The following is a 23656-nucleotide window of genomic DNA, read 5'->3' as shown; positions in this document are numbered from 1 at the left end:
TCGCTCGTAACGACCTCGTCGATCCATCAAAGCGCCCCATACCACACCAACGAGCCCAACTACCGCAAGCAACGCACTAATTCATCGACGGCCCCGAAACGGAACAGTGCAGTGCGGAGGCGGAGGCGTCTCAGGATGCCGGAGGTGTGCGGAGCGCGGTGCGGCCCGTGCGCCACGCCCCCAACGTGGTCCGCGAGGAGACCCTCCAGGTGTCCGGTCGCCTCGATGCCCAGGACGATGTCGGCCGCCAGCTCGGGCTCGTCCTCCAGCAGTCCGTCGATCACCTCGTGGCGCACGACCTGTTCGTGGACCGCGTCGGCTTCCACATGCTCGTCGTAGAAGCGCTGGGACGGGAACGCGTCGAGCTGCACCGACGCGAAGAGCTCTACCGAGGCGGCCGGCCCGGCCCCCGGATCGGCGGCAGAACCGTGATCCTGGTCGACGACGGCCTCGCCACCGGTCTCACGGCCCGGGTCGCCCTGCGTCACCTGCGCCTCCGGGCCCCCGGTCGTCTGGCCCTCGCCGTGCCGGTCGGCGCTCCCGGCAGTGCGGACCGCCTGCGGCCGGAAGCCGACGACGTCCTGTGCCTCCACCAACCAGCGGGCTTCCGGGCCGTGGGCGAGTGGTACGACGACTTCGGCCAGGTGGAGGACGAAGAGGTCCTCACCGTTCTGCGCGGCTTCGGGCCGCCGTCGTCGTCCGCACCCGGTTCGGCCACCTGACGAAGGGAACGCACGACGACATCGCGAGTTCCCTTCGCCCAGGACACCCTCACCGCTCCGGAGACGATTCGTCCGAGGCGTGACACGGGGCGGGCCCCTCTCGCGGCGGTGTGCGACCTCGTCGCCGTGACCGCGGCCGTCGACCTGCTGGTGATCAGGACGCCGACCTGCTGTCATCAGGACGTCGGCCTGCACCTCCCGGCGGCGCTCGCGGCGCCCCGCCACTTCTTCCCGGTCGTGCCGTCCTTCGCCCTCGTGGCCGACGGGCCCGCCGGCCGGGCCGGGCAGGACGGGAACACGCTCGTCCCCGACCGCTGGCTCACCGCTCACGCCGACCTCGACATCCGACGCACAAGCAGTTCGACCAGCTCGTCTCCGCCGTCGTCGCCCAGATCCGCGGCCGGCTCAGCTCCGGCTGACGGCCCACCGGTCCCGGTGGGGCTCCCGGTGGAGCTCCCGGTGCGGGTCCCGGTGGATGGGCTCCGCGCCGCCGGTCAGCGGCAGGCCCGTGCCGCCGCGCCGGGCCGCGACGATCTCGGCCGCGATGGACAGGGCCGTCTCCTCGGGCGTACGGGCTCCGAGGTCCAGGCCGATGGGCGAACGCAGGCGGTCCAGCTCGCCCTCGCTCAGGCCCGCCTCGCGCAGCCGGCGCGTCCGGGCCTCGTGGGTCCGGCGTGACCCCATCGCGCCGACGAACGCGGAGGGCATCCGCAACGCCTCCGCGAGCAGCGGCACATCGAACCGGGTCTCGTGCGTGAGCACGCACAGCACCGTGCGGCCGTCGGTCGGGGTGCCCCGCAGATAGCGGTGCGGCCAGGCGACGACGACCTCGTCCGCCTCGGGGAACCGGGCCCGGGTGGCGAAGACGGGCCGGGCGTCGCACACCGTAACGTGGTGGCCCAGGAACTTCCCGGCCCGCACCAGTGCCGCGGCGAAGTCGACCGCGCCGAAGACGATCATGCGGGGCGGCGGCACGCTGCTCTCGACGAGCAGGGTGAGCCCGCCGGGGCAGTGCGACCCGTCCGCGGAGAGGGCGACGGTGCCGGTCCGGCCGGCGTCCAGCAAGGCCGAAGCCTCGGCCGCCGCCGTACGGTCCAGCTCCGGGCGGCCCCCGAGCCCGCCCTCGTGGGTGCCGTCGGGCCGGACGAGCAGGGAGCGCCCCAGGAATCCGGCCGGGCCGCTCACCACCCGGGCGAGGGCCGCCCCAGCGCCGGAGACCGCGGCGGACAGCGCGGCCCGCAGCACCTCCCGCCCCGGCGAGTCCGCGCGGACCGGCGTGACCATGATGTCGATGACCCCGCCGCAGGTCAGCCCGACGGCGAAGGCGTCCTCGCCGCTGTAGCCGAACCGCATCCGCACGGTCTCGCCGTCCTGGAGGGCCTGCGCGCACAGTTCGTAGACCGCGCCCTCCACACAGCCGCCGGAGACCGAGCCGATCGCCGTGCCCTCGCTGTCGACGGCGAGGGCCGCGCCGGGGCCGCGCGGCGCGCTGCCGCCGACGGAGACGACGGTGCCGACGGCGAACTCCCGGCCCTCCGCCATCCATCGGTGCAGCTCGCCGGCGATGTCAAGCATCCGCCGCTCCCCCTCCGGCCGACGCCGAGAACGATGCCGAAGCCGATGCCGTTGCCGCGATGACCCGGTCGGGGCGGATCGGCAGGTCCCGGTGGCGTACGCCGGTGGCGTGCCAGACCGCGTTGGCGACGGCCGCCGCCGCGCCCACGATGCCGATCTCCCCGATGCCCTTGATGCCGACCGGGTCGTCCGGGTCGTGGTCGTCCACCCAGTCCGCCTCGATGTCCGGGACATCGGCGTGCGTGGCCACGTGGTAGCCGGCGAGGTCGGGGGCGTAGTGGCCGCCGGTGTTGCGGTCGCGGACCGCCTCCTCGTGCAGGGCCATGGAGATGCCCCAGGTCATCCCGCCGACGAGCTGGTTGCGGGCGGTGAGCGGATTGACGATCCGGCCCGCCGCGAAGATACCCAGCATGCGGCGGACCCGGACCTCGCCGGTGGCGGTGTCCACGGCGACCTCGGCGAACTGGGCGCCGAAGGAGTGCCGTTCCTTCTGCGCGAGGGCGCCGAGGGCCGCGGTGGTGTCGGACCGCACGGTGATCCCCTCCGGGGGGACGGACGCGGTCACCGCGAGCCGCTCCCGCAGTTCGGCGGCGGCGGCCGTGACCGCCCAGGCCCAGGAGCGGGTGCCCATGGAACCGCCGGCGATCATCGCGGGGCCGAAGTCGCTGTCGCCGATGCGGACCCGGACCTGTTCGGGGGTGGTCCCCAGTGCGTCGGCGGCGACCAGGGTGAGAGCGGTGCGGGCGCCGGTACCGATGTCGGCGGCGGCGATCCGTACGGTGAAGGAACCGTCCGCCTCGGCCGTCACCAGAGCGGTGGAGGGGGCGGCCCCGGCCCCGTAGGATCCTGCCGCCGTGCCGGTGCCCAGCAGCCACCGCCCGTCCCGGCGCGTGCCGGGGCGCGGGTCGCGGTCCGCCCAGCCGAACCTGCGGGATCCTTCGCGGAAGCAGGCCGCCAGGTTGCGGCTGCTGAACGGGAGCCCGGACACGGGGCCGACCTCCGGTTCGTTGCGCAGGCGCAGCTCGATCGGGTCGACGCCGGCGTGTTCGGCGAGTTCGTCGAGGGCCGCCTCCATCGCGAACGACCCCGGGGCCTCCCCCGGTGCGCGCATCCAGGTCGGGGACGGCACATCGAGCCGTACGACGTGGTTGGCGGTGCGGTGGGCGTCGGCGTCGTACAGCACCCGGGCGGCGCCCGCGCCGGGCTCGACGAACTCGTACACCGTCGACGTCTGGTTCAGCGAGCGGTGCTCCAGGGCCAGCAGCCGGCCGTCGGGGGCCGCGCCGAGCCTGATCCGCTGGGTGGTGGGACTGCGGTAGCCCGCCAGCGAGAACATCTGACGCCGGGTCAGCACGACGCGTACCGGGCGCCGCAGGGAGGTGGCGGCCATCACCGCGGACACCTGGTGGGCGCGCAGACCCTTGCTTCCGAAGCCGCCGCCGATGTGTTCGGAGCGCACCCGCACCGACGACGCGTCGAGCGAGAACAGCGCGGCCAGCTCGCTCTGGACCCAGCTGGTGCCCTGGTTCGAGTCGACGACCTCCAGTCGGCCGCCGTCCCACCGGGCGGTCACCGCGTGCGGTTCCATCATGCTGTGCTGTTCTTCGGGGGTGGTGTACTCCGCGTCCACCACGAAGGCGGAGGCGGCCAGTCGGGCCTCCAGGTCACCCTTCTCCGTCTCGGCGGGCATATGGCCGGCGGCGGCGTAGGCACCGGGGTGGCCGGCGACGAGCACGGTGTCGTGCGGCTCCTGGTCGTACGTCACCACGAGCGCTTCGGCGGCCTCCCGGGCCTCCTCGGGGGTCTCGGCGACGACCAGCGCGACCGGCCAGCCGGCGAACGGCACCCGGTCGCTCTGGAAGACGACGGAGGCCGGATCCGGCGGGGTGCCGAGCAGGCCGATGTAATCGGTTTTCAGGCGGGGGGCGTTGCCGTGGTGCAGCACGGTGAGGACGCCCGGCATGCCGAGGACCGGGGCGGTCTCCACGTCAAGGATCCGGCCACGGGTGACCGTGGACAGCACGAGCCAGCCGTGGGCCAGGTCCGCGAAGGGGATCTCGCCCGCGTAGCGGGCCGCGCCGGTGACCTTGTCGCGGCCCTCCACACGGGTGTGGGCGACGCCGACGGCTCCGCGCACGGCCGGGGCTCCCGGCGTGGTGGTCGTCATCGGGCGTCCCTCCCGGCGAGTTCGGTCAGTACGGAGACCACGAGGTTGCGCATGAGGGTCACCTTGTATCCGTTGTCGGGCAGTGGCCTGGCGGCGGCGAGTTCGGCGTCCGCGGCGGCGGCGAAGGTCGCGCCGTCGGCCGGCGCGCCGGTCAGGACGGCTTCCGCCGTGCGGGCGCGCCAGGGCCGGGAGGCCACGGCTCCGAAGGCCAGGCGCGCTTCGCGTACGAGGCCGTCCTCGATGTCGAGCGCCGCGGCGACGGAGCCGATGGCGAAGGCGTACGAGGCGCGCTCGCGCACCTTGCGGTAGCGGGAGCGGGCGGCGACGGGCGCGGCGGGCAGGCTGACGTGGGTGATCAGCGCGCCGGGCGGCAGGGCGGTCTCCCGGTGCGGGGTGTCGCCGACGGGGAGGTAGAAGTCGGTGATCGGGCTCTCGCCGGGCCCGTCGGCGCTCTCGTAGGAGACCACGGCGTCGAACGCCGTCAGGGCCACGCCCATGTCGGAGGGGTGCGTGGCCACGCAGTGTCCGGAGGCGCCGAGGACGGCGTGGTTGTGGTGCTCGCCGGCGATGGCGGGGCAGCCACTGCCCGGGGTCCGTTTGTTGCAGGGTCCCGATACGTCGGTGAAGTAGCCGCAGCGGGTGCGCTGGAGGAGGTTGCCGCCGACGGTGGCCATGTTGCGCAGTTGCCCGGAGGCTCCGGCCAGCACGGCCTGGGCCAACGCCGGGTAGTGGCGGCGCACTTCGGGATGGGCCGCGAGGTCGCTGTTGGTGACGGTCGCTCCGATGCGCAGGCCGCCGTCCGCCGTGGGTTCGACGCGGTCCAGGGGAAGTTCGCGGACGTCGACGAGCCGGGCGGGGCGCTCCACACCGGCCTTCATCAGGTCGACGAGGTTGGTGCCGCCGCCGAGGAACCGCGCGTCCGGGTCGGCGGCGAGGAGGGCGACCGCGCCGGTGACGTCGTGGGCGCGCTGATAGCCGAACTCCTTCATGCGGCGGTCTCCTTCGTGGCTGCTGTCCGGTCCTCGGCATGGGCCTCGGCGGCATGGGCGACGGCCTGGACGATCGAGACGTAGGCGCCGCAGCGGCACAGGTTGCCGCTCATGCGCTCGCGGATCTCGTCGGGTGTCAGCGGTGGCGGCCCCGCCTCGGGTCCGGCGTCGTCGGTGACGGCGCTCGGCCAGCCGGCCGCGTGCTCCTCGATGACGGCGATGGCCGAACAGATCTGGCCAGGTGTGCAGTAGCCGCACTGGTAGCCGTCGAGGTCGAGGAAGGCCTGCTGGACGGGGTGGAGTTGATCCCCTTCGGCCACGCCTTCGATGGTGGTGATCTCGCGCCCCTCGGCCGCGACCGCGAGACTGAGGCAGGAGACGACGCGTCGCCGGTCGACCAGGACGGTGCAGGCGCCGCACTGCCCTTGGTCGCAGCCCTTCTTGGTGCCGGTGAGATCGAGGCGCTCGCGCAGGGCGTCGAGCAGGGTGGTGCGGTGGTCGATGGACAGGTGGCGCTTCTCGCCGTTGATGTTCAGGGTGATCGCACTGGACGTCGACGAGGTCGCTGGGGCCATGATCAGCCTTTTCTGGTGTCGGTGACGAGGAACCGGGGCGCCGGCGGTCCGGCCGGCGCGTGCGACCGGCGACCGCGACCGGCGCTAAGGTAGACCTAACCGGACTGTTGTCCGCTCATGGAAAAAACGTAACGGACAGCTGTCCGGTTAACAAGGACGGGTTTCGGCCACGAACCCGCGAGGAGGATCCGTGTCCCAGCCGAAGAAGGACTCCCCGCTGCGCTCGGACGCGCAGCGCAACCGGGAGCGCATCCTGCACGTGGCCACGGTCGAGCTGACGCGGCGGGCGGACGCCCCGCTGAGCGCGATCGCCAAGAAGGCGGGCGTCGGGCAGGGCACGTTCTACCGCAACTTCCCCCACCGGGAGGCGCTCGTCCTGGAGGTGTACCGCTACGAGATGCACCAGGTCGCCGACGCGGCCTGCGAGTTGCTGGAGACCCGCCCGCCCGAACGGGCCCTGCGCGAGTGGATGGACCGCCTTGCCCGGTTCGCCATGACCAAGGCCGGCCTGGCGGACGCGATCCGGCTCGTCACCAGCGCGCCGGGCGGACCCGCCAGACCCGGCCCCACCCCGATCATGGAGGCGGCCGGAACGCTCCTCGGCACCTGCGAGGCGGCCGGGGCCATCCGCCCCGGGGTGACCCCGGACGACTTCTTCCTCGCCATCGCCGGTCTCTGGCAGATCGATCCGCACGAGGACTGGGAGCCGAGGGCCGGCCGGCTCCTGGACTTCGTCATGGACGGGCTGCGCGTGGGGGCGCCCGGCCGGTGACCGGACCGCCGCTGGTGCCGGTGTGTTCGTACCTGGGTGACGGGTCACCCGCGTCGGTCTCCGGCCCGCCGGCTCCCAGGGCGCAGCGCATGGTGCCGGCAGTCGCCGCGCCCGCTCCCCCGCGCGGCTCCCTTCCCCCGCGCGGCTTCGTCTCCCGTGCTGTGGGGGCCGACGTCCGCTCCAGCCAGTCACGTTCCTGGCCGCCGATCTCCGGGCTGCCGTCGAGAGCGCTGCTGTCGGTCAGCCTCCACAAGGCGTTCAGTTCGGCGCCGGTGAGAGCGGACCCCACCAGCCGCCGGACGTCGTCGCCCAGGAGGAGGCGGCGTCTGTCGCTCTCGGCTCCGGCAGGCCCGTACCACTGGGTGATGTGGTCCCACTGGTCGGCCGCGAAGAGCACCCAGTCGCCGTGGAACGAGCCGCCCAGGCCGGTGCGTCCGAAGTCGAAGCACAGGTCGTCGGTGCTCATGGTCCGGTCGTGCACACGTGCTCCTGCTCACTGGGCTCGGACCGGGCGGCGGTGGCTTCGAACGTACTCCTGAGCCTCCGAACGTACCTTTGGGTTCGAGCGGCCGGCGGGCTCCTTCCCCGAGTCACTCGCCGATCTTCTCACCCGATCGGGCGAGCGTCATTGCCGTCCGCTCCCGGCGGATTCACCCCGCCCCGGGCCGTCCGTAGCCATCCGACGCCCGGCGCCCCGCGCCCTCGGCCCCCGGTCGCCGTAATGGGCCTCGCAAGCCAAGATCCCGCGGACCGATCATCCCGATATGCCCGATCCCGTGAAACGTCTTAGCCTGCTGACACTGCTCGGATGGTCGACAGCCGGCGCCGTCGGCGGAGGGCGAGCTTCCATGGCTGCACTACGCGGAAAGTCCGGACTGGTCGGCGAGTTGTCCGCCGAGTTCGCGGGCACGATGATCCTCATCCTCTTCGGATGCGGTGTCGTGGCCCAGGTAGCGGCAGGCGGAGCCCTGACGGATCCGCCCGGCGGGCTCGGGGACCACGACAGCATCGCCTGGGCGTGGGGACTGGGCGTCACGATGGGCGTCTATGTGGCGGCGCGGCTGAGCGGGGCGCATATCAATCCCGCGGTGACCGTCGCCCTGGCCGCGTTCAAGGGGTTCCCGTGGAGCAAGGTGGCCCCTTACGCACTGGCGCAGACGGCCGGTGCGTTCGTGGCCGCGCTCCTCGTCCGCTGGAACTACGGCGAGGCGCTGGCGAAGGCCGACCCGGGGCACACCATCAAGACGCAGGGGGTGTTCTCCACCCTGCCGGCCAACGGCAATCCGGCGCTGCCGGTCCATGAGTGGGGCGCCTTCCGCGACCAGGTCATCGGCACCGCCATCCTGTTGCTGCTGGTCATGGCCATCACGGATCTGTTGAACAGCCCGCCCGGCTCGAACATGGCCCCCTTCGTCATCGGCCTGGTCGTGGTCGGGATCGGCATGGCGTGGGGAACCAACGCGGGGTACGCGATCAACCCGGCCCGTGACTTCGGGCCCCGGCTGGCGAGCTTCCTCACCGGCTACGGCGGGGCGTGGCGGGACCAGTACGGGAATCTCTACTTCTGGGTGCCCATCCTCGGCCCGCTGGTCGGCGGCCTGCTGGGCGCGGGCTTCTACAAGGCCTTCGTCGGACGCTTCCTGCCGTCCCCCGTGCCGGAGCCGCCGGGACGCGTCCCGGCACCCGAGGCCGGCGACACCGGCAAGGACTGACGACACCGGCCGGAGAGGCGGCACATCATGGCGGACTTCATCGGCGCGGTGGACCAGGGATCACCAGCACCCGATTCATGACCTTCGCCACGGTGGCCCGCGGCCCGAGCGGCGGGCGGCGGGCGGCCCCACGGCAACGCCATCGTGGAGCAGGACCCCGTACCGACGTCATCGCGGCGGAACCCGGAGCACGTGGGGCAGGGAGAGGCCATCCGCCGCATGGCCGGGCTGGAGCCGGCGAGGTACGTCTGCGGCGGTGGGCCGCTCCGGAAGCCATCTGCTGCCGGAGCCGCGATGCGGTCGCCCGCCCTTCCCTGAGCGGCGGTTCGGCCCTCACGTACGTTGGCCGTCCCATCCGACGTACGCGACGAGGACCGGCTCATGCCCAGCAGCACCAGGATCCGTCTGATCGAGCCCAGCGACGCCGCCCCGATCGCCGCGCACCGGGTGCGGGACGCCGAGGCCTTCCGGCCGTGGGAACCGGCCCAGCCGGCCGACTACTTCACCCCAAAGGGCCAGGCGGAGCGGATCGAGGGCCTGCTGGCGGGTTACCGGGCCGGCACGGTCTGGCCGGGCGTGGTGCTCGCCGACGGCCAGGTGATCGGGCAGGTCACCGTCGGAGGGATCCTGCCGCAGCCGCACCTGCGCCGGGGCTCCGTCGGCTACTGGATCGCCTCCGTCGCCCAGAATCGAGGGCACGCCGGGAACGCGGTCGCACACGCACTCCGGGTGATGACGGACGAACTCGGCCTGCATCGCGCCGAGGCCTCCACCAACCTGGAGAACCTGCCCTCCCAACGGGTGCTGCGCCGCAACGGGTTCACCCCGTACGGTGTCGCGCACTCCGCGATCTTTCTCGACGGAAGCTGGCGGGACGGGCTGCTGTGGGAGCGGATTCTCGGCGACTGAGCAGGTCGTGGGAGCAGAGCCACGCCTGCCGCTAGGGGGTGTCTGACCATTCCCGTCTGCCTCACGACGCCATGTCCTAGAAACCCCGGCGGGACTCCCGTACCAGCAGCACCAGCAGATACGCCCCGCCGACGCACACGGTGACCGCGCCGGTCGGCAGCACCACGCCCGCGATCGCGTGCTGCGCCGCGATGTCGGCACCGAGCAGCAGGAGCGCCCCGACGAGTGCCGAACCGGCGAGGTCGACGGAGGTTCCGCGCCCGGTGAGACGGCGGGCGATCTGCGGCGCCGCCAGCGCGACGAAGACGATGGGGCCCGCCGCGGCGGTCACCGCGGCTGTCGCGGCCACGCCGAGCACGACCAGCAGCAGCTTCGTGCGCTCGACGCGTACCCCCAGCATCGCCGCCGTGTCGTCGCCCAGTTCGAGCCATCGCATCCGGCGCTGCGCCAGCGGGGCCGCCAGCGCGACCCCGGCCATCAGGACGGAGGCCATCAGCACGGCGGGCCAGCCGATGGCGCTCAGTGATCCGGCGCCCCACACCGCGGCCCGCAGCGCGGTGTCCACATCGGCCTTCACCGAGAACCACGTGTTGACCGAGGACAGCAACGCACCGACCGCGATGCCCACGATGATGAGCCGGAAGCCCCGCACACCCCGCCGGAACGCCAGCAGATACACGGCGAGGGCGGTGACGAGCCCGCCGGCGAGCGCGCCCGCCGCGAGCGCCGAGTAACTGCTCGCGCCCGCGAGCAGGGTGAGGACGACACCGGTGTAGGAGCCGGTGGTGAAGCCGATGACGTCGGGGCTGCCGAGCGGGTTGCGGGTCAGGGACTGGAAGATCGCGCCGCCCGCGGCGAGGGCCGCCCCGAACAGGACGGCGGCGACGATGCGCGGCGCCCGCCACTCCAGGACGACGGTGCGGACGTTGTTCCCGGCGGTGCCGGACATGACCGCGGTCAGGTCGCCGAGGCTCAGCGGGTAGCTGCCGAGCGTGAACGCCCACAGGGCCAGTGCGACCAGCGCGACCGACAGCAGCCCGCACACGAGGACCGTGCGGCGCGTCGCTCGCAGGCTCAGGGACCCTGCCCTGAGGACGAATGCCCCGCTCACAGCTCCCTCACCCGGCTTCCGCGCACCAGCAGGATCAGTACGGGCGCGCCGATGAGCGGCAGCATGACGCCGACCTGCAGTTCGGAGGGGATCACGATCAGCCGGCCGAGGACGTCGGCGATCAGCACGATCACCGGGGCGAGGACGGCGGAGTAGGCGAGGATCCAGCGCCAGTCGGGCCCGGTGAGCCATCGCACCGCGTGCGGCACCATGAGACCGACGAACATCAGCGGGCCCGCCGCGGCCGTAGCCGCACCGCACAGCAGGGCGACCGCGACCACCACGCCGCACCGGGTCGCGCCGACCCGCAGCCCGACGGCCCGCCCCGCGTCGTCGCCGAGGGCGATCGCGTTGAGCGGGCGCGCACAGAGGGCTGCGGCCAGCAGGCCGGCCAGGACGAAGGGCAGGATGTCACCGACGGTGCCCGTCGGGCGGTCGGTGATGGTGCCCGCTCCCCAGAACCTCATGCGGTCGAAGGTCTCCGTGTCGATCAGGGCGAGGGTCTGGGAGATGCCGGCCAGGACCGCCGTGAAGGCGACCCCGACGAGGGTGAGGCGCAGCGGTGTGGGCCCGCCCCGGCCGCCGCTCGCGGCGAGGTAGACCACCGCCGATCCGACGACGGCGCCGACCAGGGCGAAGGGCAGGTACTGCTCGATGCGGGTGACGCTGAAGACGGCCACGCCCAGGGTGACGGCGAAACCCGCGCCGGCGTTGACGCCGAGGACACCCGGGTCGGCGAGCGGATTACGGGTGAGCGCCTGTATGAGCGCTCCCGCCACGCCCAGCGACGCACCGACGACGATGCCGAGCAGCGTACGGTCCACGCGGGCGCCGCTGATCGTGGCGTGCGAGGCGGAACCGTCGGGAGCGGTCAGGGCCTGCCACACCACGTCCGGGGGGAGCAGCGCCGAGCCGATCGCGACGCTGAGCAGCACCGCCACGAGGAGTGTGCCGACGGCGACGCCCAGGCCGATGAGCCGGCGCGTCCTGCGACGCGAGGACCGCGACGGCGTGGTCGGTGGTGGCGCGGTCGTCGTCGCGAGCGCCTGTGCCATCTGATCTCCCTGAGCAACCCGTCACCCGGACAGGCCTTAAGTGCCGTGCGTCATCGACGTACGTGAATCGCTTGAACTGCTTGAACTGCTTGTGCTGCCTGCGCTGCTTGTGCTGCCTGAACTGCTGGGCTCACCCGGCTCAGCGGCCGTCGAGCGCTCCCACCGCGTCCGTGGTGAGCGCGCTGACGGGCACCCCGGACTCGCGGCTCAGCGCGCGCAGCAGCCCGGCCCGGGTCGCGTAACCGGCCGCCCTGGCCGCCGCCGTCAGCTCGCCCCCGCCCCGGAGGTGTTCGACGGCGGCGTTCATCCTGGCCCGGTTGCGCCACCGTGTGAAGGGCAGTCCGGTCTCGTCGAGGAAGACGCGCTGCACCTGGCGGGGGCTCATCCGGTGCTGTTCGGCGAGCCGTTCCAGGGTCACGGAGGGCGCGCGCAGGGCCTCGCGGGCGAGTACGCGCACGGCGGGATGGACGGGCAGCACGACCGGGAAGTACTGCCGGGAGATGCCCCTCAGCACCCGTCCCAGGGCCTGCCGGAACGGCTCGACCTGCTCCGGCGTGGTCGGTGCCGCGCCGAGCGTGGTGGTCATGACCTCGACGATCGCGGGTACCGCCCCGAGCGGTTGCACACGACATCGTGGCTGGTCAGTGGGGTCGAGGAGGGGGCCGAGTGCCATGCCGCCCGGCTCGATCCGCAGGGCGTGCGGCACATGGGGAGCGAGCCAGACGGCCTCGTGCCGCCCGAGCCGCAGCTCCTCGCCGCCGGCGGACAGGCGAGCGTTGCCGGACACCAGGTAGACGAGGTGCGGCTCGTCGTGCCGATGCGTGTCGTGTCCCAGAAAGCGGATGGCGTTCTCGGCGACCACGGTGCCGAGGGATGTCACCGGCACGCGTGCCTCCCGTTGTGTGCGATGCGTCGTGTCCGTCACCGGCGATGTCGTATGCGGATCGACGCGGCGGAACCGGCGAGGTTAGCCTCACCTTACCAACAGCTCGAATCTTCGAGCATGCCCAGTCTCATGAGGTCCCATGTCTGCTCCTGCCCGCCTTCTCGCCGCCGCGCTCGTCGCCACGCTGGCCCTCACCGGCTGCTCGGCCTCCGACCCGTCGGGCGACGGGGACACCGCGTCCGCCGCGAAGACCCGTACCGTCACGACCGACTACGGCAAGGTCGAGGTGCCGGCCGAGCCCAAGCGTGTGGTCGTGCTGAACCACGCCCTCGCCGGGTACCTGTACGACCTCGATGTGCCGGTGCACGCCACGATCCCCGAGGACGCCGACGGCAAGGGCGCGTTCTCGCCGTACTGGGAGAAGGAGGCGAAGGAGGACGGCACCACGTTCCTGCCGTGGAGTGTCGACGGCTTCGACCTGGAGGCGATCCTCGCCCTGGATCCCGACCTCATCGTCGGCGGCGGCATCGGCTTCCCGCTGTTCCAGGCGGAGAAGGTGTACGACGAGCTCTCCGACATCGCGCCCACCGTGCTCGTCGGCAAGAAGCTCGGTGACTGGCGGGCCCAGTTCTCCTTCCTCGCCGACGACGTGTTCGGCAGGGCCGATGTCTACGAGCAGCACCTGGCCGCCTACGACGAGCGGATCGCCGAGGTGAAGGAGGCGATCACTCCGCCGCCCGGTCCCGTGTCGTTCCTCGCCCTCACCGGCGACGGCACCGCCTACGGCCTGGTGGAGAGCGTGGGCCTGCCCACCGAGCTGAAGAAGGTCGGCATCGAGCCGGCGCCCGTCTTCGCGAAGGGCGGTTTCAAGGTGTACGGGCAGGGCGGTGACATGTTCGAGCTGTCGACCGAGAAGGTCGGCCAGACGATCACCCAGCCGTCCGTGTTCGTCATGGGCTTCAACGCCGACACGACCGACGTCGCCACCCTGAAGAAGAACCCCGTCTACGCCGCGCTGCCCGCCTTCAAGACGAACCATGCCCATGACCTGCCGTACTGGGTGCTGCGCGGCGACTACGACGAGTCGATGGCCCTGCTCGACCACATCGAGAAGAAGTTCTCCTGATGGCCGCCCAGCGCGCGTACACGACGCACCCGCTCGTCCTGCGCCGGGTCAACGTGCGCCGCGTCCACGAGGTGACCCCCAGGATGCGCCGGGTCGTCCTCGGCGGCGAGGACCTCGCCGCCTTCACCCGCGACGGCACCAGCCGTCCCGCCTTCGCCGCGCCCGGGTTCGACGACCACATCAAGCTGATCCTGGCCGCCGACGGGGACGTCCGGGCGGCGCTCCCCGCCCAGTTGCCGCACGGCATCGAGTGGACCCCGGCCGAGCACCGGCTGACGCGTGACTACACGCCCCGGCGGGTGGACCTTCAGGAGGGAGAGCTCCACCTCGACTTCGTGGTGCACGGCGAAGGACCGGCGGAGGCCTGGTCCGCGTCGGCGCGGGAGGGCGACGAGCTGTGGTTCGTCGGACCCAAGTCGTCGCTCCGGCTGCCGGAACGGCTGGACTGGATCCTCCTCATCGGGGACGAGACCGCGCTGCCCGCGATCGGCCGCTTCCTCGACGAGCGTCCGCTCGACGCCCCGGCGCATGTCCTGGTGACCGTCTCGGACGCCTCGGCCCGCCAGGAGCTGGCGCTGCGCGACGGCGACACGATCACCTGGGTGGTCGCGGAGCCGGGTGACGCGGCGGCACTGGAGGCCGCCGTCCGCGCGCTGCCGGTGCCGGCGGGTGAGGGATACGCCTGGGCGGCGGCGGAGAGCCGGGCGCTGCTTCCGGTACGCCGGTATCTCCAGCGGGAACGGAAGCTCCCCAAGGACCGCCTGAACATCACGGGTTACTGGCACCGCGAGGAGGCGACCGCGCCGGAAGCGGAGGGCACGGCCGACGCCGGCGCCGCCGCACAGGGCGCTGCCGAGATCCCCTCGCCGCTGCCGTGGCTGGTCGCACGGGCCGCGTTGCAGCTCGGCGTCGTCGACGCGGTAGCCGACGCACCGGGCCTCTCCGCCGGCGCGCTCGCGACCCGCCTGGGTGTGCCCGGACCGGGGATCGACGTCCTGCTTCCGCTGCTCGCCGCGCACGGCGTGGTCGTCGGCGGCGACGACGGGACCGGGCTGCGCCTCGGCCCGGCGGGCGAGGAACTCACCGAGGACCACGAGCGCGAGGAGTACACCGGCCACGAGGCCGAGCTGCTGCTCGCCCTCGCGCACCTCGCTCCCGCGCTCCGGAGCGGCACGTCCCCCTGGCAGCTCGCCTCGGGCGCCACCCTGCACGACACGGTCGCCCACGACGCGGAACGCTACGGCGAACTGGTCGAGGAATGCGAGCAGCTGGTCTTCCTGCTGAACGGTCTGATGGCCGACTCCCTCTGGGAGGGCGTCGGATCCTGCCTCCTGACCGGGCCGGGCAGCGCCTCGGTGGTCGCCGCCCTCGACGACGCCGGACGGCGGCCGCGGCTGCGGATGGCCGAGGACGCCACACCGGCCGCGGTCCTGCGCGGACACGTCTCCGCGCCGGACCGTATCGACTGGACGGCCGGCCCCGCCGATGTCGCCGTCGCCGCGAAGGCCCTCGCCCACCGCACCGACGAGGAGGCCGCAGAGCTCCTCACGCGGCTGGCCGGATGGACCCGGACGGCGGTCCTCGTCGAGGCCTCCCGCCCCGACGGGCTGAGCCCGCGCGCGGCCGAGGCGGCACTGCACGCCTACACCGCGACCGGCAGCCCCCTGCGCGACTCCGCCGCCGTCGCCACCCTCGCGAGGCGGGCGGGCTGGGAGGTCGACCGGACCATCGCGCTCGGCTGGGGCACGGAGGCCACGGTCCTGCGCCGGAGCTGACGGTCCCCGGAGGTCCGTCTCCAGGGACGGGCCTCCGGAGACGGACCTCCGGGGAAGGGGCGCAGAGTGCCAGGACCTCCGGGGAGGCGCGGCCGGAGCCGCCCTTCCTCGGAGCCTCCGGGGAAGGGCGTCAGGCCGCCGGGGCCGGTCAGCCCGCCTCCGGCGGCCTCAGCGCGTCGAAGGCGAAGAGAGTGTTCTTGGCGGCGGCCACGAACACCGCCCGCCCCGCCACGGTCACCCGTGGACTCGCGCCCTGCTCCCCCGTCAGACCGTCGGCCCGGGGATCCGTCGTCCACAGCGGTGTCCCGTCGTGCGGCGCCAACGCGACCACCCGGCCGGTGGCCGAGCTGAAGTACAACGCGTCGGGTCCCACCGCGGGGCCCGACGCGCCCTCCACGCCCGTCTGCCGGGACCACTTCCTCGCTCCGGTCGCGGCGTCGAGCGCGGTCACCAGACCGGTCTGTCCGCTCACGTAGACGGTGCCGTCCGCCATGCCGGGCGTGCCCGCGTACACCTGGTCGAGCCGGGAGTACGTGACCTCCCGCGAGGCCGGATCGACCCGCGCCACCCCGTCGTACCCGGCCGACGTCGTCGCATCGTCCGGCTTGGTGAGGAGTACGAGCCTGCCGTCGGCGACGCCCATCGGCACGACGGGGCCGTTGACCGCGATGGGCCGGCCCAACGCCCCGGAGGCGAGGGCGAGCGTGGACAGGGTGGAACGGCGCACCTGCGGGGCTTCCATCTCCGCGTCCGTCGCGCACATCGCGAGGAGCCGTGGGCCCGCCGGGACGGGTGCGCACTGCGTGCCCGAGGGGAACGGCGTCGTCCAGGTGATCTCACCGCTGCGGGCGTCCCGGGCCTCGAAGCGGGAGTTGGAGGCGTCGACCGTCACCACGGCGGAGCCGGCCACGACGGCGTCCAGGGTCCGCCCCGTCACGGCCGTCGACCGGGCGCCGGACGGCACGGACCACAGCTCCCGGCCGCTGTCCGCGTCGAGGGCCACCACCTCGCTGGGAGGGTCCTGCGGGGCCTCCTGGGCGGCGAAACGGTAACCGAGCACGGTGTCGTCGGTGGCGCCCACCAGGTGCATGCCCTGGACGGGGACGCCCGGACTCTTCGCCGTCCACACCCGCGATCCGTCCCGGGCGTCGATACGGGCCGCGACGACACCGCCGCCCCCGCAGAACAGCGCGTCCCCCCGCGCGACGCAGCGCAGCTCGTCGGGTATGTCCTCGCGGCCGCCCAGCACGGTCCTGCGCCACGGCTCGAAGCCCTTCGGGAGGGTGCCGCCCGGCGACGCCGTGGCACTGCGGCCCGTGTCGCCGCCGCTGCGGTCGGTGCCGCTGTTCGCTCCGAGGACGCCCGTCGTCAGCGCGGCGACTCCCCCGCCGATCGCCGCCACCGTGACCGCCGCCGCGAGCACGGGCCGCCACCGGCGACGCAGGCGGCCGCCGATCGCGATCCCCGTGTTCCTCCCTGTACCGGAACCGGACGGGGCTGTCCGGTCCGAAGCCGTCCGGACCGGGGCGGTTCGCCCCGGGGTGGCGCCCGTCGCGAGGTGATGCTGGGTGATCATGTCGCGGGTGCGGCCCGCGCCCGCCCCGTCGGCGTCGGCCCCGCCGAGTTCGGCCGGCAGGTCACGCAGCAGCACGAGGAGCTCGTCCGCCGAGGGGCGCCCCTCGGGTTCCTTGTCCAGGCACGGCTCGACGACCGCTCGCAGAGCCGCCGGCACGGCACCCAGCGACGGCTCCCCGTGCACCACCTGGTAGGCCGTCAGATAGGGGCTGCTCTTGTCGAAGGGCCCGTGGCCCGTCGCCGCGTACACCAGGAGCGTCCCCAGCGAGAAGACATCGGACCTCGGCCCCACACCGCGCGGCGCCTCCAGCTGTTCGGGCGACATGAAGGGCGGTGTGCCGATGACCCGCCCGGTCATCGTCAGCGTCTGCTGGTCCACGGCGCGCGAGATGCCGAAATCGATGACCCGTGGCCCCTCGGGCGAGAGCACGACGTTCGAGGGCTTCAGATCGCGGTGGACGACTCCCACCCGGTGGATGTCGCGCAGCGCCTCCGCCAGCCCGATGGCGAGCCTCCTCAGCTCCGCCCCGGTCAGCGGGCCCTGCTCGGCGACGCGCTGGGCGAGCGTGGGCCCCTCGATGTAGGTGGTCGCCATCCACGGCTGCTCGGCCTCGGGAGCGGCGTCGACCACGGCGGCGGTGAACGCTCCGCTCACCCGCCGCGCGGCCGCCACCTCCTGCCGGAAACGGATCCGGAACTCGTCGTCCCCGGCGAACTGCTGATGGATCAGCTTGATCGCGACAAGCCGCCCCGAACTCGTACGGGCCAGGAAGACCGTGCCCATGCCACCCGAACCAAGCCGCTCCTCCAGCGGATAACCGCCGATCTCGGCTGGATCACCTCCGCGCAGCGACACTCTTCCCGACCTCCCGTCCCCCGCGTCTCCACCACTACGGGCCCGCTCACCTGTCCTGCACACAAACTAGCCGCAGGGTGGTAGGGCAGTACAAAGCGGGTGACGAACGGAGAACGGGCACGCTTCGGCGCTCGCACGGCGGCCGGCCCGTATGTCACTCCGGATCGTTCCGGATGCCGTACCCGGCACTTCCCCCATTACGTTGTCGACGGCGCCCGCCAGAGAGATCCTTCCGGAGCCCGGGGAGCAGCGATGCCGACGACTGTCACCACCGGCCGCCCCACCGCCACCGCGCTGCGGCATCAGGAGCGCCAGGTGCTCTCCGCGGTCGGCTGCGGCCTCGGGGACGACGAGATCGCCACCGCCCTCGCCGTCCCCGAGGACACCGTGGCCGAGCATCTCGCGCGGATTCTGGTGAAGCTCGGTCTGCGCGACCGGGCCGCCGCCATCGTCCACGCCTTCGACTGCGGTCTGGTCGCCCCCGGGCACGGACCCCGCGCACGGTCGGCGCGACCGGCTTCCCGGACCGGCGCCGTGCGGACGGCGGGACCGGCGCCGAAGGTACGGATCTCCCTGCTGGGGCCGCTGCAGGCGTGGCGGGACGGGCGTCTGCTGAACCTGGGGCATCTGCGCCAGCAGTCCGTCCTGGCGGTCCTGGCGGTGCGGACGGGACGGCCCATCGGCCGGCAGGAACTGCTCGATGACGTGTGGGGGACGGAGCCGCCGGCCACGAACGTGGTGCCCGTGTACGTCTACCGATTACGCAAGGCGCTGTGCGACGGGGGCGGTCCGGCCTCGGTCATCGAGCACGGCCCCCGGGGCTACCGGCTGGTCCCCGGCGCGGTCGACGTGGACGTGACGCGCGTGGAGAAGCTGGTCACCCGCATCGGGAAGGCCGAACGGGCGGGCGATCCGCTGGAGACGGTCCGGCTCTGTGCCCAGGTGCTGGAGCTGTTCCGCGGGGAGCCCCTGGCCGGTCTGCCGGGGCCGCTCGCCGAGCTGGAGCGGCTGCGGCTCACGGAGCGCAGGATCGCCGTGGTGCAGCGGAAGCTGGAGTGCCAGCTGCGTCTGGGCCAGGACGCCGAGGTGATCGCCGAGCTGTTCGCCCTGTCGGCGGCGCACCCCCTCAACGAGCCGTTGGCCGCGATGCTGATGCGGGCGCTGTACCGGGACGGGCGGCAGGCCGAAGCCCTGGCGGTGTTCGAGCGCGCCCGCCGCCGCCTCGCCGACGACCTCGGGGTTCCCCCGAGCAGGGTGCTGCGGCGGGCGCGCGTGATGATTCTGCGTGGTGACGAAGCCGGCCTGGGCCTCAGCCCCTGATCACCCCGGGTCTCCGATCATCGCGGGTCGCCGGTCACCAGGCGGCAGGGTGCCAGGCGCCGTTGTACCACTGCTCGTTGGCACTGTTGTTGTGGTGGTCCATGTTGAAGTCGTTCGGATAGTTGTTGATGTGGTTGTGCGGGTACGTCCAGATGCCGGCGGACTCGTCGCAGACGTAGTCCCAGTGGCAGATGGTCTTGACGGGCACGTTGCCGAAGAACCTGTCGGCGCCGGCGAGCGGAGCGCCGACGACACCGCCGAACGGCACCGATCCCCCGTTGGCGCCGGGGCCGCCCTGACGCTTGGGGTCCGAGATCAAAATGGCGTTGACCTTGTCGAAGGTCCGCCAGTTCTCGGTGACCCAGATGTGCACGACCGCGGCGCCCAGGGAGTAGCCGCCCATCTTGACGTGCTGGTTCGGGCATGCGGCACGCTGGTTGCGCACCAGTCGGTTCAGCTCGTTCACGCCGGCCCGCGCGCTCGTGCCGTTGGGGATCTGGGTGGGGTAGCCGACGTGCTGCTGGATGTTGCCGGTGAAGCCGTCCCTGTCCCACGAGCTTCCCGTACCGCCGACGACGATCGTGTAGGTGCCCTCGCACGAGGCCGCTGCCGCCGCCGTTCCCGTTGCCGCTTGCGTTGCCGTCGCCGCTTGCGCCGTGGACGCCTGTGTCACCGAGAGCCCTGCCGTCAGCAGAAGTCCGGCCGACACGGCCGCCATCCTCTTCGCTCGCATACGTTCCTCCCCATGTGGTCTGCCTACGTCTCACGACCCTGGCAGTGACCGATGACATGACGATGAAACGCGTCGGGAGGACGGCGGCCGTCGGCGCTCAGGCGGCGAACTCCCTTTCCAGCCGGGGGATCAGGTCCCGGAGGTCCTGTTCCCAGCAGCCGCCGTTGTGGCCGCCGTTGCACTGGCTGCCCCACCCGGCCCCGTCGCCGTAGTTGACGTAGTAGTAGGACATGCCCAGGTCGTCCATGGCGGCCTTGACGTTCTTGGCGGCCCCCGCCACCCAGAACTCCGGTTCGGTGACCGAACCTCCCCCGTCGCCCGTGTAGATGGAGACCCGGACCCCGGCGTCGGCCAGCACGGACATGTGCTGCGACGGGTCGACCTCGTTGAACCGCCAGTCGGCGTTGAACACCGGGTAGGGCGAGCCGAAGGCGGCATCGCTGTCGACGGCGGGCTTGTACGGGGAGTTGTCGGGGTCGCAACTCCCGGACGACAGGGCGCAGATCACGCCCTGCCCGTCGATGAGGGAGGCGACGACGGCCAGCCGCAGGCCCATGGACTTGACCGAGAAGTCGATGTCACCCGACAGGGAGGCGGTGTGGCTGAACAGGTCGGGGCGGACCTGGGCGTAGTGGAAGGCGCCGAAGCCCCCCATGGAGACGCCGGCGATGGCGCGGGCCTTCTTGGTGGCGATGGTCCGCAGGTTCGCGTCGATGAACGGGAGCACCTGCTCCAGGTGGAAGTTCTCCCAGTTCTGCGCGCCGGCCGCGGTCTTCTGGTTGAGCCAGTTGGCGTACCAGCCCCGGGCGCCGCCGTCCGGAATGACGGTGATCATCTCGTCCGACATCGAGAGCGCCGGGTAGTTCTGCTGGATCGGGTCGTCGGGCGAACCGTGCAGGAAGTACATCACCGGGTAGCGCCGGTCCGGGTCGTCGTAGTAGCCGCTCGGAAGAATGATCTTGATGTGCTGCTCGCCCGCGACCTCGGGTGTGGTCACCGTGAGGTAGAAGTCGGTGGCGTCCCCGACCGCCGCGCCGGCCTGGGTCAGGCCGAAGCCGTACGTGATGGGCGGCGGCGCGGAGGCCGTCTCGGCGGCCCGTACGGCACCCGCCGGCGCGAACACGGCCACGGCCACCGCCGCGATCGTCCAGGCCACCGCGATCCGCCACCGATGTGCTGTCCTTCGTACTGTGCTTGTCACTGCGTTCCCCCTTGCGAGGTTGTCGGGATGCTCAGTTCAGAACCTTGATCCGCAGTTCCGGTGAAGCCGCGATCTGTTCCTCCGTGAACCGCTCGGTCACCCACCCGCCGGCCGAGAACAATGCGGTCTGGTCGGCGTGGTGCGGCGAATTCGGGTCGGCCGACTGGGAGTAGGCCATGACGGAGAGCGCCTGCGGCGGGCCGGTGGCGGTGAACCGCACCTGCTGGATGAAGCTGGACCCGAAGACGATGTCCAGCTTCCCGTCGACCTGGCCGGGAGTGATCACGTTCAGCACGCCCAGTTGGCCGAGCGAGCCGTGGATCGGGATCCGCTCATCGCCGCGGGTGACCTTCTGGATGTCCGACAGCGGGGCGTTCAGCGGAATGTTCGCCCTGCGCAGCGCGAGCACGGCACGGCCGAACGCGTCACGGACCTCGGAGCTCCCGGAGTCCAGTGAATTGGGCGTGTGCACCGGGTCCTTGGGGTCGAAGGGGACCCGCCAGGGCAGCTTCTCCACTCCCTGTCCGTTGCTCAGGAAGGACCAGTAGTTCGCGAAGAGCCAGGATCCCCGGCTGTCCGTGGAGTAGTCGTGGCTCTTCCAGGCGGCCAGCACCGGACAGGCCTCGCGCACGTCGACCAGGTTGCCGTCCACCAGGATGTGACCGAAGGGGACGTTCCGGCACATCGTCACCGTGGCGTCGAGCGCCAGGTCGGCCGCCCTGCTGTTGTCGGCGAACAGCAACTGCCCCATGGTCTGCGGTGTGAAGCCCTTGCCCGGGAGGCCGTCGGTGCCGTTGATCCGGTTCTGGGCGGTCAGGATGAGTTCCTGGGTGCGCAGCGACCTGGGCGCCGAGGTGTCGCCCATCACCCGGGGGAAGGCCAGCGGTTGCTCGGGATTGGACAGCCAGGGGCTGTCGTTGGCGTTGCCCACGAAGTCGGACCGGATCAGACGTGGTTGCTCATGCGGGTCCAGCAGTCCCGGCGCGGCCGCGTTCGGGTCGTCGGGCCAGTCGCAGGCGCTGCGTTTGCCGTCGAGGATGGAGATCGGCGGCACGTTCGGCAGCCGCAGCGACTGGTTGAACAGCAGCTGACCGGTCCGGGTGAGGCACGATCGCGCGTGCTCGTCGGTGATGTTCGGGGTGGCCTGGATGCCCGCGTACAACGCGTTGCCCTTGCGGTCGGAGGCGACCGTGTTGAAGAAGGGGACGCCCTGCGTGGTCTCCAGGATGTTCACGACGTCATGGACGTCCTTGGCCTGGTCGAGGCGGAACCAGCTGTTCAGGGCCCGCAGGTTGTTCATGTTCACGTCGCGTACGGCGTGCGCGCTGACCACCCACGGCAGCGGGACGCCCTGCATCGAGGTGGTGATGGGGCCGTAGCGGGTGGACCACAGCGTCCTGGCGGCCTTGGCGAGGGAGCCGTCCGGCTTCCGTACGTCGATCTCGACCCGCTGCGAGGTCATCCGCTCCCAGGCGCCGTCCACCAGGTACATGGTGGGGTTGAACGGATCGACCTGTACGTCGAACAGCCCGAACGGGGCCACCGTGGCGACGGTATGGCTCCAGGCCACGTTCTCGTTGTAGCCGATGTTCACCGCGGGGAATCCGAGCAGGCTGGCCCCGGAGACGTTGATCTTTCCCGGGATCGTCAGCTGGCTCTGCCACATCCGGTTCTTGCCCTGCCACGGGAAGTGCGGGTTGGCCAGCAGCATGCCGGTACCACCGGACACGCCCTGCGAGCCGACCGCCAGGGCGTTGCTGCCCATCCCCTGCTCGCGGCTGACCGCCATCGCGTCGCGGATCTTCGCCGCGGTCCTGCCGGGTGAGGAAACGCGCGGCGCGGGTGTGGACTTCGGCTGCGCGGTGGCCGAGGATCCCGCGCCCTGCGGCTGGGAGCCCGGGGGCGCCGCGTTCACCTGGCCGTCCAGGAGCGCGTCGGCGCTGCCCATGATGATCTCGGCGTGCGCGTGCCGGTAGACGTCCAGCTCCGTGATCGGCCGGACCCAGGCCGCACCGCGGCAGGCCGGGTCGGAGATGTCGTCCACGCCGGTCTCGGCCAGGTATCTGTTGTATCCCTGGACATAGCCGCGGATGGCTTCCCGGACCTCGGGCTCCGGCCCGTCGGGGGCGGGCTTGTCGAGGAGCCGTTCCACCACCCGGTCGTCCTTGATCCGCTGGAAGTACAGGTCGCTGTTGAGATTGGTGGTGGTGTTCTGCTTCTCTCCGGGGCTCGCCCTGCCGTCGGGCCCCAGGTGGCGGGAGCGCTGGGCGTTGACCATCAGATAGGTGTCGGCGAGGGTGCAGACGTTGTCCTTGGCGGCCGCGTAGCCGTAACCCGTCCCCAGTCCCTCCCAGTCCGAGGCGATGATGTGCGGGATTCCGTACTCGGTGTAGCGGATCGTCGGTCTGTCCGGCCCCGGTCCGGCGGCGGCCGCCCCCGTGGCCGTCGACCCGGTGGCCGCCAGTGTGCTCATCAACGCCACCGCGGCGACGACCGTCACCGGCAGCCTCGTCCGGTGTCTCCTCCGTGCCATCGCTGTCCCTCCCCTGTCGTGCGGGCCGTCGCCCGAACCCGGCAAAGCTAAGGAGGACCGATGA

Annotated in this window: 20 protein-coding genes; 7 read left to right on the top strand and 13 right to left on the bottom strand. The window is 72.2% G+C overall.

The genetic code is table 11. The features are described from left to right. Positions 1 to 59 precede the first annotated feature (59 nt). Positions 60 to 296 carry a hypothetical protein gene (locus ACGF2Y_RS11600; protein ID WP_392945331.1) on the bottom strand — a complete coding sequence of 79 codons (237 nt, stop codon included), beginning with the start codon at positions 294 to 296 and terminating at the stop codon, positions 60 to 62. On the opposite strand from ACGF2Y_RS11600, the gene ACGF2Y_RS11595 reads away from it, so the two are divergent. Then, positions 186 to 722, top strand: a complete 537-nt coding sequence (locus ACGF2Y_RS11595; RefSeq protein WP_392945329.1) for a phosphoribosyltransferase family protein — start codon at positions 186 to 188, stop codon at positions 720 to 722. The genes ACGF2Y_RS11600 and ACGF2Y_RS11595 overlap by 111 nt on opposite strands. Positions 723 to 1127: 405 nt before the next feature. Here the strand turns inward: ACGF2Y_RS11595 and ACGF2Y_RS11590 are convergent, their stop codons facing one another. The 4 genes from ACGF2Y_RS11590 to ACGF2Y_RS11575 are packed head-to-tail and all read right to left on the bottom strand — an operon-like array spanning position 1128 to position 6028. Next, positions 1128 to 2297, bottom strand: a complete 1170-nt coding sequence (locus tag ACGF2Y_RS11590) for an XdhC family protein (protein ID WP_392945327.1) — start codon at positions 2295 to 2297, stop codon at positions 1128 to 1130. Then, complete coding sequence (locus ACGF2Y_RS11585; RefSeq protein ID WP_392945325.1) at positions 2290 to 4464, bottom strand: xanthine dehydrogenase family protein molybdopterin-binding subunit; 2175 nt, start codon at positions 4462 to 4464, stop codon at positions 2290 to 2292. The genes ACGF2Y_RS11590 and ACGF2Y_RS11585 overlap by 8 nt, the downstream gene beginning before the upstream one ends. After that, on the bottom strand, positions 4461 to 5453 hold the full coding sequence (locus ACGF2Y_RS11580) for an FAD binding domain-containing protein (RefSeq protein WP_392945323.1): 993 nt from the start codon (positions 5451 to 5453) through the stop codon (positions 4461 to 4463). Before ACGF2Y_RS11580 ends, ACGF2Y_RS11585 begins: the two co-directional genes overlap by 4 nt. Next, the gene (locus ACGF2Y_RS11575; RefSeq protein ID WP_392945321.1) at positions 5450 to 6028 is read right to left on the bottom strand and encodes a 2Fe-2S iron-sulfur cluster-binding protein; all 579 of its coding nucleotides are present in this window, start codon (positions 6026 to 6028) and stop codon (positions 5450 to 5452) included. The genes ACGF2Y_RS11580 and ACGF2Y_RS11575 overlap by 4 nt, the downstream gene beginning before the upstream one ends. Positions 6029 to 6218: 190 nt before the next feature. On the opposite strand from ACGF2Y_RS11575, the gene ACGF2Y_RS11570 reads away from it, so the two are divergent. Next, on the top strand, positions 6219 to 6800 hold the full coding sequence (locus ACGF2Y_RS11570) for a TetR/AcrR family transcriptional regulator (RefSeq protein ID WP_392945319.1): 582 nt from the start codon (positions 6219 to 6221) through the stop codon (positions 6798 to 6800). On the opposite strand, the gene ACGF2Y_RS11565 is transcribed toward ACGF2Y_RS11570, so the two are convergent. Then, on the bottom strand, positions 6763 to 7266 hold the full coding sequence (locus ACGF2Y_RS11565) for a hypothetical protein (protein WP_392945317.1): 504 nt from the start codon (positions 7264 to 7266) through the stop codon (positions 6763 to 6765). The two genes, ACGF2Y_RS11570 and ACGF2Y_RS11565, sit on opposite strands and share 38 nt — an antisense overlap. Before the next feature lie 382 nt (positions 7267 to 7648). Here ACGF2Y_RS11565 and ACGF2Y_RS11560 point away from each other — a divergent pair, with 382 nt between their 5' ends. Both ACGF2Y_RS11560 and ACGF2Y_RS11555 read left to right on the top strand, forming a co-directional pair. After that, the gene (locus tag ACGF2Y_RS11560) at positions 7649 to 8512 is read left to right on the top strand and encodes an MIP/aquaporin family protein (protein WP_392945315.1); all 864 of its coding nucleotides are present in this window, start codon (positions 7649 to 7651) and stop codon (positions 8510 to 8512) included. Between the two features lie 381 nt (positions 8513 to 8893). After that, on the top strand, positions 8894 to 9421 hold the full coding sequence (locus tag ACGF2Y_RS11555) for a GNAT family N-acetyltransferase (protein WP_392945313.1): 528 nt from the start codon (positions 8894 to 8896) through the stop codon (positions 9419 to 9421). Positions 9422 to 9497: 76 nt separating this feature from the next. On the opposite strand, the gene ACGF2Y_RS11550 is transcribed toward ACGF2Y_RS11555, so the two are convergent. The 3 genes from ACGF2Y_RS11550 to ACGF2Y_RS11540 form a co-directional block, all read right to left on the bottom strand. After that, complete coding sequence (locus ACGF2Y_RS11550) at positions 9498 to 10532, bottom strand: FecCD family ABC transporter permease (protein WP_392945311.1); 1035 nt, start codon at positions 10530 to 10532, stop codon at positions 9498 to 9500. Further along, complete coding sequence (locus ACGF2Y_RS11545) at positions 10529 to 11587, bottom strand: iron chelate uptake ABC transporter family permease subunit (protein WP_392945310.1); 1059 nt, start codon at positions 11585 to 11587, stop codon at positions 10529 to 10531. Before ACGF2Y_RS11545 ends, ACGF2Y_RS11550 begins: the two co-directional genes overlap by 4 nt. A gap of 139 nt (positions 11588 to 11726) precedes the next feature. Beyond that, positions 11727 to 12473, bottom strand: a complete 747-nt coding sequence (locus ACGF2Y_RS11540) for a helix-turn-helix domain-containing protein (RefSeq protein WP_392945308.1) — start codon at positions 12471 to 12473, stop codon at positions 11727 to 11729. A 139-nt stretch (positions 12474 to 12612) separates the two neighbouring features. Here ACGF2Y_RS11540 and ACGF2Y_RS11535 point away from each other — a divergent pair, with 139 nt between their 5' ends. Both ACGF2Y_RS11535 and ACGF2Y_RS11530 read left to right on the top strand, forming a co-directional pair. After that, positions 12613 to 13599 carry an ABC transporter substrate-binding protein gene (locus ACGF2Y_RS11535; protein WP_392945306.1) on the top strand — a complete coding sequence of 329 codons (987 nt, stop codon included), beginning with the start codon at positions 12613 to 12615 and terminating at the stop codon, positions 13597 to 13599. After that, the gene (locus ACGF2Y_RS11530) at positions 13599 to 15374 is read left to right on the top strand and encodes a siderophore-interacting protein (RefSeq protein WP_392945304.1); all 1776 of its coding nucleotides are present in this window, start codon (positions 13599 to 13601) and stop codon (positions 15372 to 15374) included. The genes ACGF2Y_RS11535 and ACGF2Y_RS11530 overlap by 1 nt, the downstream gene beginning before the upstream one ends. A 148-nt stretch (positions 15375 to 15522) precedes the next feature. On the opposite strand, the gene ACGF2Y_RS11525 is transcribed toward ACGF2Y_RS11530, so the two are convergent. Next, positions 15523 to 17805, bottom strand: coding sequence for a PQQ-binding-like beta-propeller repeat protein (locus tag ACGF2Y_RS11525; RefSeq protein ID WP_392945302.1), 2283 nt, complete (start codon positions 17803 to 17805; stop codon positions 15523 to 15525). Between the two features lie 252 nt (positions 17806 to 18057). Here ACGF2Y_RS11525 and ACGF2Y_RS11520 point away from each other — a divergent pair, with 252 nt between their 5' ends. Beyond that, positions 18058 to 19125 carry a BTAD domain-containing putative transcriptional regulator gene (locus ACGF2Y_RS11520; protein ID WP_392945300.1) on the top strand — a complete coding sequence of 356 codons (1068 nt, stop codon included), beginning with the start codon at positions 18058 to 18060 and terminating at the stop codon, positions 19123 to 19125. A gap of 34 nt (positions 19126 to 19159) precedes the next feature. Here ACGF2Y_RS11520 and ACGF2Y_RS11515 read toward each other — a convergent pair whose 3' ends face one another. The 3 genes from ACGF2Y_RS11515 to ACGF2Y_RS11505 form a co-directional block, all read right to left on the bottom strand. Further along, a complete protein-coding gene (locus ACGF2Y_RS11515) occupies positions 19160 to 19858 on the bottom strand; it encodes a cutinase family protein (RefSeq protein WP_392945298.1) in 699 nt (232 codons plus the stop codon). A gap of 97 nt (positions 19859 to 19955) precedes the next feature. Beyond that, positions 19956 to 21059 (bottom strand): alpha/beta hydrolase, encoded by a 1104-nt coding sequence (locus ACGF2Y_RS11510; protein ID WP_392945297.1) that lies wholly within the window; start codon positions 21057 to 21059, stop codon positions 19956 to 19958. Between the two features lie 31 nt (positions 21060 to 21090). Next, positions 21091 to 23592, bottom strand: coding sequence for a penicillin acylase family protein (locus ACGF2Y_RS11505; protein ID WP_392945295.1), 2502 nt, complete (start codon positions 23590 to 23592; stop codon positions 21091 to 21093). Between the last annotated feature and the right edge of the window lie 64 nt (positions 23593 to 23656).

Origin of the sequence: Streptomyces sp. NPDC048142 (genome assembly GCF_043202835.1) — a bacterium.
In the GTDB taxonomy this organism is placed as follows: domain Bacteria; phylum Actinomycetota; class Actinomycetes; order Streptomycetales; family Streptomycetaceae; genus Streptomyces.
This window is presented reverse-complemented; position numbering and strand designations above follow the sequence as displayed.

Bases quoted from the DNA above. Each gene is read 5' to 3' on its own strand.
- ACGF2Y_RS11580 (WP_392945323.1), bottom strand. From the start codon at position 5,453: ATGAAGGAGTTCGGCTATCAGCGCGCCCACGACGTCACCGGCGCGGTC.
- ACGF2Y_RS11565 (WP_392945317.1), bottom strand. From the start codon at position 7,266: ATGAGCACCGACGACCTGTGCTTCGACTTCGGACGCACCGGCCTGGGC.
- ACGF2Y_RS11560 (WP_392945315.1), top strand. From the start codon at position 7,649: ATGGCTGCACTACGCGGAAAGTCCGGACTGGTCGGCGAGTTGTCCGCC.
- ACGF2Y_RS11535 (WP_392945306.1), top strand. From the start codon at position 12,613: ATGTCTGCTCCTGCCCGCCTTCTCGCCGCCGCGCTCGTCGCCACGCTG.
- ACGF2Y_RS11575 (WP_392945321.1), bottom strand. From the start codon at position 6,028: ATGGCCCCAGCGACCTCGTCGACGTCCAGTGCGATCACCCTGAACATC.
- ACGF2Y_RS11545 (WP_392945310.1), bottom strand. From the start codon at position 11,587: ATGGCACAGGCGCTCGCGACGACGACCGCGCCACCACCGACCACGCCG.
- ACGF2Y_RS11515 (WP_392945298.1), bottom strand. From the start codon at position 19,858: ATGCGAGCGAAGAGGATGGCGGCCGTGTCGGCCGGACTTCTGCTGACG.
- ACGF2Y_RS11520 (WP_392945300.1), top strand. From the start codon at position 18,058: ATGCCGACGACTGTCACCACCGGCCGCCCCACCGCCACCGCGCTGCGG.
- ACGF2Y_RS11555 (WP_392945313.1), top strand. From the start codon at position 8,894: ATGCCCAGCAGCACCAGGATCCGTCTGATCGAGCCCAGCGACGCCGCC.
- ACGF2Y_RS11505 (WP_392945295.1), bottom strand. From the start codon at position 23,592: ATGGCACGGAGGAGACACCGGACGAGGCTGCCGGTGACGGTCGTCGCC.
- ACGF2Y_RS11590 (WP_392945327.1), bottom strand. From the start codon at position 2,297: ATGCTTGACATCGCCGGCGAGCTGCACCGATGGATGGCGGAGGGCCGG.
- ACGF2Y_RS11530 (WP_392945304.1), top strand. From the start codon at position 13,599: ATGGCCGCCCAGCGCGCGTACACGACGCACCCGCTCGTCCTGCGCCGG.
- ACGF2Y_RS11585 (WP_392945325.1), bottom strand. From the start codon at position 4,464: ATGACGACCACCACGCCGGGAGCCCCGGCCGTGCGCGGAGCCGTCGGC.